We start from the raw sequence: 14424 nt of genomic DNA, 5'->3' as shown, positions 1-14424 counted from the left end.
TGCAAGTAACCAAAAAGCTGCCTGCGGGCAGCTTTTTTATTGCTCTTCGTTAGTCTCTGAGTGCTGGCTTAAAAAAGGCTTCAGGGCATCGCGCAGCGCAGCCCGCTTGACCGGTTTGGTCAGATAATCATTCATCCCTGCGGTTTCAGACTGAATGGTATCTTCTTTCATGGCATTGGCTGACAATCCAATAATGGGTAATGTGGAGTAGCCGCTCTCGCGTAAAATAGTGGTAGCTTCTAAGCCGTCCATCACAGGCATTTGTACATCCATCAAAACCGCGTCGTAGTGCGGCGAGTTTTCAATTCGGCTAATGGCCTGTCTGCCATTTTCAGCAATATCAAAGGTCAGCCCGAGACTGTTAAGCATTTCTCCGGCCACAACCTGATTGATACTGTTGTCTTCAACCAGCAAAACATGGCCGTCCAGCGCAGGCTCAGTACGCTCTGAAGAAGTGATGGTGACACTGTGCTGCTCTTTACTGGCCAGTTCCGTGATAAACCGTTCAAACTGCAACGGAGTGAACGGGTGCATAATCATAGGGCCGGTCCACTGCGAGGTATACTTATCACTATTCGAGCCACCAAAGGTTTGCAGTATCAGCCCCACTGCACACCCCTGGTCTCTGTACGTTTGTAACTGCGGGAGGCGGTCGCGAAATGCCTGTAAATGCTCGATATCAACCAGCAGACATTCAGGTGGAGAAAAATCTTTTTCGAGGATCGATTTTGGTGTCAGACATTCTTCCAGTCTGGCCACTTCCTGGTAGGCGTCGGGTAAAAGTGGTGTATCTGTAACGTACTGTGTGTCAACTGGTAATGCCGGTAACGCGCTGATAATCCCTGACTGATGCTGAAATACACGCAGAGGCAGGGTAACTGCAAAGCGGCTGCCTCGACCCGGTGCAGATTCTACATCCAGCTTACCATTCATAAGCTCAGTAAGCTGTTTAACAATAGCCAGCCCCAGTCCGGTGCCCCCGTACTTGCGGTTCGTCGATCCATCGGCCTGTGTGAATGGCTGAAAAATACGGTTTAACTGGCCTTCCGACATACCAATACCTGAATCTTCAATAGTCATGATCAGGGACACCTGGTTGCCTTTGTCATTGAGGCTACCGTCAAAGCGAATATCCACACCGCCGTGGTCAGTGAACTTCACTGCATTGGCTCCAATGTTCATTAGGATCTGTGCGATACGCAGCGGATCACCGATAACCTGAGAAGGGAGGCTTGGGGCAACCGTTAGTGTAACGTTAAGGTTCTTTTCCCTGGCGCGCAGGGCGATCACAGTAAGCAGGTTGTCAAACAGGGAATGCAGTGAAAAGCTCACTTCTTCAATATTCAGTTTACCCGCCTCGATCTTTGAAAAATCAAGAATGTCATTAATGACGGTCATTAGAATTTGGCTGGAGTAGGCCGCTTTTTCCAGGTATTGTCGCATTGTCTCAGACATGTCCTGTTGCTGCGCTAACTCTATCAGCCCCACAATACCGTTAAGTGGCGTACGGATTTCATGGCTCATATTAGCCAGAAAGATACTCTTTGAGGCAGTGGCCTGCTCGGCACGCCGTTTAGAATCGACCAGTTCCTGATTGAGTCGCTCAAGCTGGCTATTCATCTCGGTAGCATCTTGTAGCAGCTCTTCTGTCTGGCGGTTTTTATTCTGAAAGACATGGGCAGCACGCGCCAGCTTGCCAATTTCATCACGGCGGTTACTCCCTGGGATTTCGCCACTTTCCTCGTCGTCAGACAGACGAATAAAGATATCGGTTATCGAACGAATAGGGCCAAGAATGCGGTAAGCCGTAAATAGTGCGGTTAAACAGGCCAGAACAATTGCGATGAACGAAAATAACTCGCCGTTACGGCGGGTACTCTCTGCGCGTTCCTGTGTTTGTTGCTTGATACGCTCCATACGCGCTGTGACCTGCTCAGTTAGCTGGTCGCTCAAATACAAAAACTCGTTGGCAGATCCTGCCATAACGACATTAACCAGAAACAGGTTGCCCTGCGTAATTTGCGTTAACTTTAAAAAATGATTTTCCGCTTCACTTAGTAGTGGCATCAGCTCGGCGGCAACAGGCGGGAATGCCTGAACCGTCTCACGGGTCCTGTCCATTGCCTGAGTAAAGGTCGTAAGCAGTGCCCGCTCCGGACTAATCAGGTATTTGAAGACGGCATTCTCTGCGATCAGGGCATCGTGTTTCAGTGAGGCCACGGTGGCAGGGGGCATCGCTGAGCCTTCAGACACATCAGCAATGTACTGTTTAAATGCGATAATGTCGGTGAGCGAGCCGCGATCGACCAGCTCGTCGCGGGTTGCCCGCGCTTTAACCACGTCGCGAAAATTGTTCTGATACGATTCCAGGTGGCCGCGCATGCGGGTCAGAGTCTCTTTATCGGCAAGCGGAGTATTCTGGGTAATATTGGTTTGCTCGAGTCGTGTAAGCTTGTCGTCAATCTGAAGCATCAGCCGCTCAAACCGTCTGACCGCAGATTCGCTCGCATTCTCCTTATAAATCAGAACATTGCGTTGCAAATCCAGTATCTCACGCTCCAGTTCCTTAACCCGGGCGACGTCGACAACCGCCTGTCCAGTGCTTTGCAGCCCGTCAATCAGTACAGTCTGGTTCTGCCTGGCTATAACCCCTTGCAACAGCAACAGAATAACCAGTGCTGATAGCACCAGCACCAGTTGGGTTCGAATCGAACTTAGCATTCAGACACGTCCTCTACCTTTTCGTCATGAGGTAATAAACTCATACCACTTTTGCAGACTGTATTCGTACGTTGGCATAACCGTATTCCAGACCGCCACATTGCTGAAGCGATCTTCGTAGCTGCCTCCGGAGCGTTGTTCACCCTTACGCACCGAAATCTTACCATCAGGACCACGAAGTGGCTCTGCTGCGGGCTTACCCTGATACCAGTAAGCCCATTCAGCGTCACTCAGGTAATGTGCCGAACGCTCGGGGTTGGAGATATAGTAACCCTGTCTGGCGATAAAAGCGCCAGGCCAGCCTGAGAGCCACCAGTTCATGTATTCATAGGCCGCATCTTTCGCGCGCCCCTCGGTCATGGCGGATAAACACATGACACCATGCCAGCCACGGTAGCCTTCTTTAGGTGCGGCAAACCGTACAGGTATATCCTCGCCATTGAGTGCTGAGACGGCCGGCGAAAACATGCTTTCAATGACGACCCGCTGCGAACGCATAAACTGCACCGACTCGGGAACCGACGTCCAGAAGCCGCTAAAATGATTGAGTTGGGTAAGCTCGACCAGAACAGAAAAGAGCAAGTCCAGTTCATCCCGGGTAATGGCGCCGATATCATCAAAGGTTATAAATCCTTTCGCCTGGGCGGCGAGTGCAAGATCAAACAAGCCTATGGTCGGGTCATTGACGATGGCGACATCACCGCTTACCCGGGCGTCGAGCAACCAGCCCCAGCTTTCTTCTTCCTGACTCATGGGCGAGGGTAGACGGCGTGTGTCATAGCCAAAGGAGTCAACGTTATGGACGTAAGGCAGAAAGCTTACCGTGTCCGTTGAATTTACCCCCAGACTGCCATCAGGCTGTACATTTAGAATGCGGTGCGGGGCATCTCCGGCACCGAGCTTTGCCTCAGGAGTGACTTTGCCGGTTTTACTCAGGCTGTTAATTTCATTCCAGTACGTAATGCGCTTCTTCTCTATAGGCTGGATCGCCTTTGAGCGCCACAGAACATTGATACTGTTGGACCATTGCTCATACAAATCGAAGCTGGCTGGGTTCATCGAGGCTTTTTGCAGGACTGCGGCACTGCCACCCGGCGCAAACTGAATATCAATCGCCAGGTCGTCCATGGCCTGTTTGCGAATGGCCTCCTGCAACGTAACATGGGTGCCCATTACCCGGATTACGGGGGGGGGCTGACCAATCGCGAACGGGGTGATACCAGCGGCGACGGTAAAGGCGGCCGTTCCTTTCAGAAATGAGCGGCGTGAGCTTGTGCTATGGTCAGACCTTCCTTCGTTCAGACTCATCAACATCGTCTCGACATATCAATTGTTAAGTGATATCAGTGTGGCACCAAATTGACTACATTCCAACTAGTTAAGGAAAGTGCGAATCAGTCTATCGTCGCCCTGCGAGCTCTCGGGTGCGTCGTCGCAAGGCTGCCTGCAGCGCCAGAGCAGTCAGCCATAGTAAGGATGCAGATGCCAGGCTGCCGCCATGCTTATCGACAACAACCACGGCGTCGCGGTATGTGGACTCATAGTTTTGGCTTTCCAGGCTGAGAAAAGCCAGGTCCGCATCCTGATAGTCATCTGAGAACGCCAGTAACGCGTGCGTGTTTGCATCATAAAGCTCAACAAGCAGGTGATACTCCCGCGAGGGAAAACCTGAAAGTAAGTCATTCTCAATGGTCAGTGCATCCTCGCTGTCATCGCCATACAGCATAAAGTCGGATGTCGTGTAAATAGCGTCATATACATCATGCCGGCCAACATAGATGACTGCGTACACCGCGCTTGCGCGATAAATGGTGTCGGCATCCAGGGTGACGCTGAAAGAAGAGTAATACCCATCACCATCAGGATCATGGCTTAGTGACACCCAACTGTCATAGATCCAGTAGTCAGTACTCAGACTCTGTAATGTTTCATCGTGACTGCGCTGATTGTGAGCGGGTGCTGTAACTTCAGTGTCAGATGAAGCAAGGGGCGTGTCGAACTGCCTGGCATCCGATGTGACGGTTATGGCTTCGTCAGTTTTTAGCTCAGATGCATATAAGGCTGCCGGCAGCAGTACCATGCCTGTGAGCAGTACGGTTTGAAAAATAGTCATACTTCGTTCCTTTCACCGCGTAAAAATACAGGGTAAAAGTAAGCCAGGTTGTATGAACAAAAACTGAAAGGAAACTGAAGGGAGAGGGCAACAGTCTGTTGCCCGTTAAGTAATTTCTAAGGAAACCTTATACGCATCTTGCCTAGTGAGCTTGTGGGCTGTGACCATCTTCCGCGTCGTCCTGAGGCATAAAGTAGGTACCCCAGCCATCATAAAAAACAGCGCTTTTATCGGCAATCTTAAGCAGCGTGTCTGTGTCGTTGTCCAGCACCTCACGCTCCAGTTTGCGCTTTACCGTGGCATCAAAACAGAACACCGTGCCGCCATCATCTAAGACCAGCTCTTCCGCATCGGTTACTTCAAACCCCGCTTTAAACGCATCGACCGCCGCTTTTTCAAGCTTGTCGAAATCGTCACTGGCAAAGTGATGTTCGATAGTGTAGTCAGCATCGGGCTGACTGCCGTCTTCCAGCAGGGCCTCAATGGTTTCCTGGTTAAATTCGTACCACTCTTCGCGCTCTTCAAACTGACTCATGATCGCTGTCCGTTAACCTGATTCTGCCGCAAGTTTACCTGCTTTTTTCACGTTCAGCGACCTCCGCATCCAGCTTCTGTATATGTTGCTGCATCCGTTCGTGGCAAATAAGCATCCACTCTTTGACTGAATGCTCGGTGGTGAGAAGAATGGGAGGCAGTAAGTCGACTATCACCTCACCATTATTCCAGCGATTCCATTTTACTTTGTTGTGCAGATTGCTGGCGGCCACAATGACAACCGGCTCGCCGGTAGCTTTAGCCAGATGAAATGCACCCTGCTTAAAAGGCAGCAGGCCCCGGCCATAACTACGCGTGCCTTCGGGGAAAAACCACACCGACGTGCGCTTTCGGCGTACTTTGCGTGCAGCCGCCATTAACGTTCCTCTGGCCTTACCGGTATTTTTTCTGTCGATCATAATGTTGCCGGACAGCCAGTAAATCTGACCAAAAACGGGGATCCATTTCAGGCTTTTTTTGCCAATGGTCACCACGCCTGGCATGGCTGCTTTTGCGACGGTAATAATGTCAAAACTATTCTGATGGTTAGCAATGTACACATAGGGTTGATTAAGCGTGACCGCACTATCGCGCCTGACCGTGACCTTCAACCCGACAATCGGGGCCATCCATGCATACGCGCGTCCCGCCATGCTGACGTTGTTGCGGTGAAACGGGCGGGCAATACAGACACCCAGTATAACCAGATTGATAATAAGAAACGCTGGCAACAGGGCGACAATACGTAAAAAAGCTAACAAAACTACATCCCTCTCTTCGTTGAGCGGCGCAGTATAAGATAAAGCGCCGCTGAATCATCTCCGATCAGTCGCGCTGTGTTCCAATAAACTTGTCTGAGTCATTCGCCTTCCCCTGCGCATAATGATATAAACGCCACATAAATGTTCATGGTTAGAAAGTTGGAAAGAGTGTATGCAAACCTTTGTTCCCGAGGATCTGGAAGACGACATACTTAACGATCTCATCGAAGAGATTCATGAATTATATGAAGCCAGTGAACAAACTCTGATTGAACTGGAGCTCAGGCCCGACGACAACGAATTACAGCGCGCGCTGTTCCGTTCCATTCATACCATAAAAGGCGATCTGGGTCTGGTAAATTTTACGCCGCTCATTCCTTTGCTGCAGCACGTTGAGGATCTGCTCGATTTTCTTCGCAAAGGACAAATCAGTTACACCAGTACCATGAGCGATCTGGTGCTGCTAACCATGGACCGGGTGAAAGCCTTTGTCGAAGCGATTATGGCCGCCGGGAAAGCACAATACGATGACAACCTGCATAAACAGCTGGTAATGGCGATAAGCCGTATTACCCCGGACAACCACGATGAGCATGACAGACTACTGGCCGAGGCGGTGCTGCTGCTCAACCCGGAACTGGATGTCAGCAGCAATGAAGAAGTAAAGGTAAAGCCACCGACACTGGCCACATCCGGTATTCCAAAAGACACCAGTGCCGAAAAGAAAATGGATATTCTGTTTTTTCGCGAGCTGATGCAAACCATTGAGCACCGCTCGAATTACTGGGCAGGGCGGGGCGACCGTATCGCGAAACTGGCGTTGTTTATTAACGAACTGGCTGGCAGCCCGGTTGAAGAAGACCAGCTTGCTGTTGCCTGTTACGTGCATGATTTTGGTATGGCATTTATGCCACTGAAAATACTTCATAAAAATGAGCCGTATTCAGATGCAGATTTTAATCTGATGCGCTCCCATGTGTATAAAAGTTCGCGTCTGCTTGAGCATCTTGATCAGTGGGACCAGGCCAGAAAAATCGTGCTGCAACACCACGAGCGGGTTGACGGCAGCGGCTATCCGCTGGGGCTAAAAGAAGATGATATCTGTGATGGTGCCAGGTTGCTCGCAATTCTGGACACGTATGATGCGATGACCCACTCCCGGGCGCACAACAAAAACAGTCAGTTGTCGAAAAAGCAGGCGGTCATAGAAATTAACCGCAGCGCAAAAGGCCAGTTCAGTATGAAATGGGTCAGACTGTTTAATCAGGCCATGACTGGGTTGTTAAGGCGCAGCTGAGATCGGGACGTGACGTCCCGGCGTTAGCTAACGTTGAGCTCTTTGAGCTTGCGGGTCAGCGTATTACGTCCCCAGCCGAGTCGTCGGGCGGCATCCTGCTTATGCCCGTGAGTATGCTGAAGCGCCCGTTCCAGCATGATTTTTTCAATCGTAATCATGGCATCGTTTAGAATATTATAATGCCCCTCTCTGAGTTGTTTGTCGGTCCAGGCGGCAAGGAGTGTCGGCCAGTCGCTTTGCTCCGCCACACCGCCTGAAGCGTGGCTGTCCATATGAATTTCCGGTGGCAGGTCGCCCGGCAGGACTTCCTGACCACTGGCCATTACAGTCAGCCAGCGGCACACGTTTTCCAGCTGGCGTACATTACCCGGCCAGGGCAACTGACTGATCAGTTTTTCGGTTTGTTTGCTGAGTGTTTTGCTTTCCACATCCAGCTCGTGGGAGGCACTGCGTAAAAAGTGGCGGGCCAGCAGCGGAATGTCTTCGCGACGTTCGGCAAGCGAAGGAAGATGAATACGAATGACGTTTAACCGGTGAAACAAATCTTCACGAAACTTACCTTCAGCAACACGCTGCTCCAGATTCTGGTGAGTGGCGGCAATAATCCGTACGTCAACGGTTACAGACTGATGCCCGCCTACCCGATAAAACTGACCGTCGGCCAGTACCCGCAGTAAGCGGGTTTGCACATCCAGGGGCATATCACCAATTTCATCCAGAAACAGGGTACCGCCATTGGCCTGCTCAAAGCGTCCCTGACGGGCATTCTGCGCGCCTGTAAACGCGCCTTTTTCGTGACCAAACAACTCCGACTCGACCAAATCTGCCGGAATAGCGGCCATATTGAGCGCGATAAACGGGTTCGACGCACGCGGGCTGTGCCGGTGCAGCGCCTGTGCAACCAGCTCTTTACCAGTACCTGACTGACCATTTATCAACACGCTGATGGATGAGCGGGACAGGCGGCCAATAGCTCTGAACACTTCCTGCATGGCCGGTGCTTCACCGATTATTTCGGTGACGGCCTCATCCTGAGGCGGCTTTTGGTTGCTGGACTGTTCCCGTGCATGCGCCAGTGCCCGCTGAGTGAGTGAGACCGCTTCATCAATATCGAAAGGCTTGGGCAGGTACTCGAAGGCCCCGCTTTGATAAGCGTTGACCGCGCTATCCAGGTCAGAGTGTGCAGTCATGATAATTACCGGGAGTAACGCGTGGCTGCGGTGAACCTCTTCGAGCAACGTCATTCCATCCATTTGTGGCATACGAATATCTGAAATGATCACTTCCGGCGCATTGCCGCTTGAGAGCTGGCGTAACAAATCTTCAGGATTCTCAAAGCAAAAGCAGCCAATATTGGCAGCCTGTAGCGCTTTTTGCAGTACCCAGCGAATAGAGCTGTCGTCATCGACGATCCAAACAGATTCACTATTCATAGGCTGACTCCTTTCTATGAATGGGCAGGTACAGAACAAACTCAGTCTGTCCAGGGCGGCTGTCTACATCGATTTTGCCACCGTGATGATTAATCAGGGTTTGTGCAATCGATAAGCCGAGCCCGGAGCCATTCTGTTTGCTGCTGACCATGGGATAAAATAACGTATCTTTAATTTCCGGAGGAATACCGGGACCGTTATCAGAAATTTTGATTTTGGCAACCAGCGGGTGGCGCCGGCCCTGTATTGTCATTTGCCGTTCCACCCGGGTTACCAGTTCAATTTTCGGGTTGTCGACATGGCTGTCGGTCAGTGCCTGAACGCTGTTTCTGACAATATTCAGCACCGCCTGTTGGATCATGTCCTGATCCATGTGCAGGTCCGGGATAGACGGGTCGTAATCACGAATAATGACTATCGGTGTATCTGAATCAAACCGCATCAGACTGCGTACCTGCTCCAGCGCCTGATGCAGGTTGCTCCAGGACAGACGTGGCAGTGAATTCGGACCAAGTAACCGGTCGACCAGGTTACGCAGGCGATCGGACTGATCAATGATCATTTTGGTAAATTCACTGTGCTCCGCACTCAGCTCTTTTTCCAGCAATTGCGCGGCCCCGCGGATCCCGCTCAATGGGTTTTTGATCTCATGCGCCAGGCCCCTGATTAATTCGCGAGCGGCATAGTGCTGGGCATGCTGCAGGTTTTCCCGCGATATGCGCTTTTGCTGATCAATCTTCTTCACTTCGAATAGTAGCTTCGGTCCGTCCTGCGTAGACAGGTTACTGACCGTCAAATCGGCGAGAACACAGCGACTCTCGCGAAATACCAGCCTTACCTCGTTTTCCGTGAAGTCTTCACCGCGCCGGATGGCGGCACGCAGGCGCGCCTCGTCAATCACGCCGGGCATAAAAAAGTCACTCAGCGGGTGTCCGAGCAACTGCTTCGCACCCGTTTCAAACAAGGCTTCGCCGGCATGATTAATAAAAACAATCTGTAAACTCCGGTCGACCATCACCAGGGCGGTGTTGAGGCTATTCACTAATTGTTGGGTGTCGAACGCCGGTACCTGCATTCAGGAATGTCTCCTTGCACATATTTGGTGCATTATAGCGGCAGCGGTTCCATTCGTCAGATTATCTTCTGACTGTCACACCCAGTGTGAACCGCTATGGTGCGGGGGCTGCGCTACAATTGACCGTCAATTGTTATTGATCAGCACCGATGCCTGGTGCAAATACAATGTCTGTGACGGGGTAGATGCAAGAGTCTTGCCCTTATTATCAAGCAATTTTACCTGATAGTTGTGTGCGCCGCGGTTTACGCCAGTCAGTGCGAAAACACCGCTGTTATTGGTCTGGCGGGCTTTACCATCGAACACTAACTGGAATCGTACAGCGGCATTGGCAGGGGTTTTCTGGGCGCGTATGGTAACGTTGCCACGGTTGTCCCGAATAGTAGCTTCGGGCTGAGGAGTACTTATCGATACGTTGTACTGCGGCTTTTCTTTGTCGTCAGCGGGGGATGGTTTCGGGGGCGTAGGTGTCGCCAACGGCGTTGCAACATTTCGAGTGGCGTCGTCAAACTCAATCTGTTCGCTGCCTGCGACCGGATCATCGGTGTACAGTACCGTGCCATCTTCCTGCACAACTTTGTAAACCTGCGCCGTGGCAACGCTACTTAATAGTCCGAAGAGTAAGAGCCAGTGACGCATAAGATGCTCCGAAATAGAGAGTGGGTCTGACGTTTTTTATTCGCTTACAGATTGGGTATACGCGAACAGGTTTATCTTAGTGCAGCGCCGGGCATAAAAAAAGCCCGCGACTGCGGGCTTTATGTATATGCATTTATACGCTGTACATTTTTGCGTTAGACGCTGTAGTACATGTCGAATTCAACCGGATGCGTGGTCATTTTCAGTAGCGTGACATCTTCTTGCTTAAGCGCAATGTAGGCATCAATCATGTCGTCGGTCATTACGCCGCCAGCCTTCAGGAAGTCACGGTCATTGTCCAGGGCTTCCAGTGCCATTTCCAGTGAATCGGCAACGGTTGGGATTTCCGCCGCTTCTTCTGCTGGCAGATCATACAGATCCTTGTCCATTGCATCGCCAGGATGAATTTTATTCTTAATGCCGTCCAGGCCCGCCATCAGCATTGCAGAGAACGCCAGGTAAGGGTTACCGGTTGGGTCAGGGAAGCGAACCTCAATGCGACGCGCTTTATCGCTGGTAACGTACGGGATTCGAATAGACGCAGAACGGTTACGCGCTGAGTAAGCCAGCATAACCGGTGCTTCAAAACCAGGCACAAGACGCTTATACGAGTTTGTTGACGCATTGGCAAAGGCGTTAATGGCACGCGCGTGTTTGATGATACCACCGACATAATACAGGGCTTCATCTGACAGGCCTGCATATTTGTCACCCGCGAAAATATTCTTACCATCTTTCGAGATAGACTGGTGACAGTGCATGCCTGAGCCGTTATCGCCAACGACAGGCTTAGGCATAAATGTCGCAGACAGGCCGTATGCATCTGCCACGTTGTGCACGACATACTTATAAATCTGCATTTCATCAGCTTTTTTCACCAGCGTATTAAATTCGGTGGCAATCTCGTTCTGACCTGCAGTAGCCACTTCGTGGTGGTGAGCTTCAATGGTCAGTCCCATTTCTTCCATTACCAGACACATTGCGCCGCGAATGTCGTGCGCAGAGTCGACCGGTGGAACCGGGAAGTAACCGCCTTTAACACCCGGACGGTGAGCAAGGTTGCCGCCTTCAAACTCTGCATCTGAGTTCCATTTTGCTTCCGATGAGTCAATCTTGTAGAAAGAGCCTGACATGTCCGTTTTGAACTTCACATCGTCAAACAAAAAGAATTCGGGCTCCGGGCCGAAAAAGACGGTGTCACCAATGCCGGTGGACTTCAGGTATTCTTCTGCACGGCGGGCGACAGAGCGTGGGTCACGCTCGTAACCTTCCATCGTAGAAGGCTCAAGAATATCGCAGCGTACGTTAACCTGAACCTCTTCAGCAAACGGGTCCAGTACCACTGACTCAGGATCAGGCATCAGCACCATGTCAGACTCGTTAATCCCTTTCCAGCCAGAAATGGATGAGCCATCGAACATTTTGCCTTCTTCGAAAAACTCTTCGTCAACTTGGCTTGCAGGGATTGATACGTGTTGTTCTTTACCTTTTGTATCGGTAAAGCGCATATCGATAAATTTCGCTTCACTTTCTTTGATCAGCTCTAATGCCTTTTCTACTGACATCGTGTCCTCCAGGTTTCAATGTAAAAATGCGAAGTGTTCTTGAGCACTCCAACAAGTTGATAAAAATAAGCGATATTCGTGCCATATGCCTTACAGCGAAAAAATGCGGGGTAGCAGGGAAGGGAGGGCGCAATTAACAGTTTGTGTGCATTATTATGGTGCAATGGTGGCCTATGTTGGTGCAATGGCTCGGTGCTTATGAATGTTAAGCCTAGTGGATAGCCGATAAGCTTGCCAGTCTGAATCAAAAAACAACCGGGCGAATGTGCGCAGGTATATAGCTTTTACTGACCAGTCTGTAGAGAATGGAAAAAAAAGGACGCAAATGCCGGGCTTTTTCTGTACAATCCGCGCCAAAATTCTTCGAGTATCAACTCATACAGCGACCTGACGCCAACGTGACTCAGGCGCCAACTAACAGGCTCAATGCATGAATACCTTTGATATTAATAAATTGCGTAATATTGCAATCATTGCGCACGTCGACCATGGCAAGACCACATTGGTAGACAAGCTGCTCCAACAGTCCGGCACGCTGGAAAGTCGTGGGGAAGTTGAAGAGCGGATCATGGACTCCAATGATATTGAGAAAGAACGCGGTATCACGATTCTGGCGAAGAACACCGCGATTAACTGGAACGACTACCGCATCAACATCGTTGATACCCCTGGACACGCCGACTTTGGTGGCGAAGTAGAGCGGGTTATGTCAATGGCTGACTCAGTACTGTTGCTGGTTGATGCCCAGGAAGGTCCGATGCCACAAACCCGATTTGTGACGCAAAAAGCATTTGCTCAGGGCTTAAAACCAATTGTTGTGATCAACAAAATTGATAAGCCGGGCGCACGTCCTGACTGGGTGATGGATCAGGTGTTTGATTTGTTCGACAACCTGGGTGCAACCGACGAACAACTGGACTTCGAAGTGGTTTACGCGTCAGCGCTGAATGGCTGGGCATCCCGTGATTCTGAAGAAACCGGCACTGACATGACGCCGCTGTTCGAAACCATTGTTGAGCAGGTGTCTGCACCGAATGCCGATAATGATGGCCCGTTCCAGATGCAGATTTCTCAGCTTGATTACAACTCTTACGTAGGGGTTATTGGCGTTGGCCGAATTAAGCGTGGCATGGTCAAGCCAAACCAGCAGGTGACGATAGTTACCGCTGATGGTGAGAAGCGCAACGGCAAAGTCGGTCTGATTTATGGCTACCTTGGTCTTCAGCGCCATGAAACCGAGATGGCCAGTGCCGGTGACATCATTGCGATATCCGGACTGGGTGAACTGAAGATTTCTGACACTGTGTGCGACGTTTCTGCACCGGAAGCGTTGCCAGCACTGACGGTAGATGAACCCACCGTTACCATGACCTTCCAGGTAAATACCTCGCCGTTTGCAGGTAAAGAGGGTAAATATGTAACGTCACGGAATATCCTTGAACGTCTGCAGGATGAACTGGTACACAATGTTGCCCTGCGCGTCGAAGAAACGGACAACCCGGATAAATTCCGAGTGTCAGGTCGTGGCGAACTGCACCTGGGGATCCTCATTGAAAACATGCGCCGTGAAGGCTATGAGCTGGCTGTATCACGTCCGGAAGTTATTCTGCGTGAAGAAGATGGTCAGTGGATGGAACCATTCGAAACCCTGACAGTTGACTGTCAGGATGAGCACCAGGGCTCTATTATGGAGCAACTGGGTCTGCGTAAAGCAGAAATGACCAATATGTCGCCGGACGGAAAAGGTCGGGTTCGTATCGACTTTATTATTCCAAGCCGTGGCCTGATTGGCTTCCAGACAGAGTTTATGACGCTGACATCAGGTTCTGGCCTGCTGTATCACACGTTTGATCATTACGGCCCTTACAAAGGCGGTATTATTGGTAAGCGTAAAAACGGTGTTCTGATTGCCAATGCACCGGGTAAAGCGCTGACTAACGCGCTGTTTAACCTGCAGGAACGTGGCCGTTTGTTTATTGGTCATGGTGTGGAAGTGTACGAAGGCATGGTTATCGGCATTCACAGCCGCGAAAACGACCTGACCGTGAATGCACTGAAAGGCAAGCAGCTGACCAACGTCCGTGCCTCAGGTACGGACGAAGCGCAGACCCTGGTACCACCGGTAAGAATGTCACTGGAGCAGGCGCTGGAGTTCATTGACGACGATGAACTGGTAGAAGTCACACCGGAAAACATTCGTATCCGTAAGAAATTCCTTACCGAAAATGAGCGTAAACGCGCCTCACGTGAGAAAAAGGGCTAAGCCTCCGCTTTGTCTCTGATAAA

The 14424-nt window shown here is 50.7% G+C and carries 11 protein-coding genes; 2 read left to right on the top strand and 9 right to left on the bottom strand.

The window, feature by feature from the left end:
- Positions 1 to 36 precede the first annotated feature (36 nt).
- The 5 genes from IE054_RS14735 to IE054_RS14715 all read right to left on the bottom strand — a co-directional run bounded on the left by IE054_RS14735 (position 37) and on the right by IE054_RS14715 (position 6129).
- Positions 37 to 2721 carry an ATP-binding protein gene (locus IE054_RS14735; RefSeq protein ID WP_189407769.1) on the bottom strand — a complete coding sequence of 895 codons (2685 nt, stop codon included), beginning with the start codon at positions 2719 to 2721 and terminating at the stop codon, positions 37 to 39.
- 24 nt (positions 2722 to 2745) lie between these two features.
- Positions 2746 to 4029, bottom strand: a complete 1284-nt coding sequence (locus IE054_RS14730; RefSeq protein ID WP_189407766.1) for an ABC transporter substrate-binding protein — start codon at positions 4027 to 4029, stop codon at positions 2746 to 2748.
- Between the two features lie 91 nt (positions 4030 to 4120).
- Positions 4121 to 4834 (bottom strand): choice-of-anchor H family protein, encoded by a 714-nt coding sequence (locus tag IE054_RS14725; RefSeq protein WP_189407764.1) that lies wholly within the window; start codon positions 4832 to 4834, stop codon positions 4121 to 4123.
- Positions 4835 to 4976: 142 nt separating this feature from the next.
- A complete protein-coding gene (gene rraB, locus IE054_RS14720; protein WP_189407761.1) occupies positions 4977 to 5369 on the bottom strand; it encodes a ribonuclease E inhibitor RraB in 393 nt (130 codons plus the stop codon).
- 34 nt (positions 5370 to 5403) lie between these two features.
- Entirely contained in the window at positions 5404 to 6129 is a 726-nt protein-coding gene (locus IE054_RS14715; RefSeq protein WP_189407759.1) for a 1-acylglycerol-3-phosphate O-acyltransferase, read from the bottom strand.
- 172 nt (positions 6130 to 6301) lie between these two features.
- Between IE054_RS14715 and IE054_RS14710 the strand changes: the two genes are divergently transcribed.
- Positions 6302 to 7426 (top strand): HD domain-containing phosphohydrolase, encoded by a 1125-nt coding sequence (locus tag IE054_RS14710; protein WP_189407757.1) that lies wholly within the window; start codon positions 6302 to 6304, stop codon positions 7424 to 7426.
- A 23-nt stretch (positions 7427 to 7449) separates the two neighbouring features.
- Here IE054_RS14710 and glnG read toward each other — a convergent pair whose 3' ends face one another.
- The 4 genes from glnG to glnA all read right to left on the bottom strand — a co-directional run bounded on the left by glnG (position 7450) and on the right by glnA (position 12138).
- Positions 7450 to 8859 (bottom strand): nitrogen regulation protein NR(I), encoded by a 1410-nt coding sequence (gene glnG, locus IE054_RS14705; protein WP_189407755.1) that lies wholly within the window; start codon positions 8857 to 8859, stop codon positions 7450 to 7452.
- A complete protein-coding gene (gene glnL, locus IE054_RS14700; RefSeq protein ID WP_189407752.1) occupies positions 8852 to 9934 on the bottom strand; it encodes a nitrogen regulation protein NR(II) in 1083 nt (360 codons plus the stop codon). The genes glnG and glnL overlap by 8 nt, the downstream gene beginning before the upstream one ends.
- A gap of 126 nt (positions 9935 to 10060) precedes the next feature.
- Positions 10061 to 10573, bottom strand: a complete 513-nt coding sequence (locus IE054_RS14695) for a DUF4124 domain-containing protein (protein WP_189407750.1) — start codon at positions 10571 to 10573, stop codon at positions 10061 to 10063.
- A gap of 155 nt (positions 10574 to 10728) precedes the next feature.
- A complete protein-coding gene (gene glnA / locus IE054_RS14690) occupies positions 10729 to 12138 on the bottom strand; it encodes a glutamate--ammonia ligase (protein WP_189407748.1) in 1410 nt (469 codons plus the stop codon).
- Between the two features lie 430 nt (positions 12139 to 12568).
- On the opposite strand from glnA, the gene typA reads away from it, so the two are divergent.
- A complete protein-coding gene (typA, locus tag IE054_RS14685) occupies positions 12569 to 14401 on the top strand; it encodes a translational GTPase TypA (protein WP_189407747.1) in 1833 nt (610 codons plus the stop codon).
- Positions 14402 to 14424: the final 23 nt, after the last annotated feature.

Source organism: Alteromonas halophila, assembly GCF_014651815.1.
GTDB lineage: Bacteria > Pseudomonadota > Gammaproteobacteria > Enterobacterales > Alteromonadaceae > Alteromonas > Alteromonas halophila.
The sequence above is the reverse complement of the archived record's forward strand: the minus strand, read 5'-3'. Positions and strand labels throughout refer to the sequence as shown.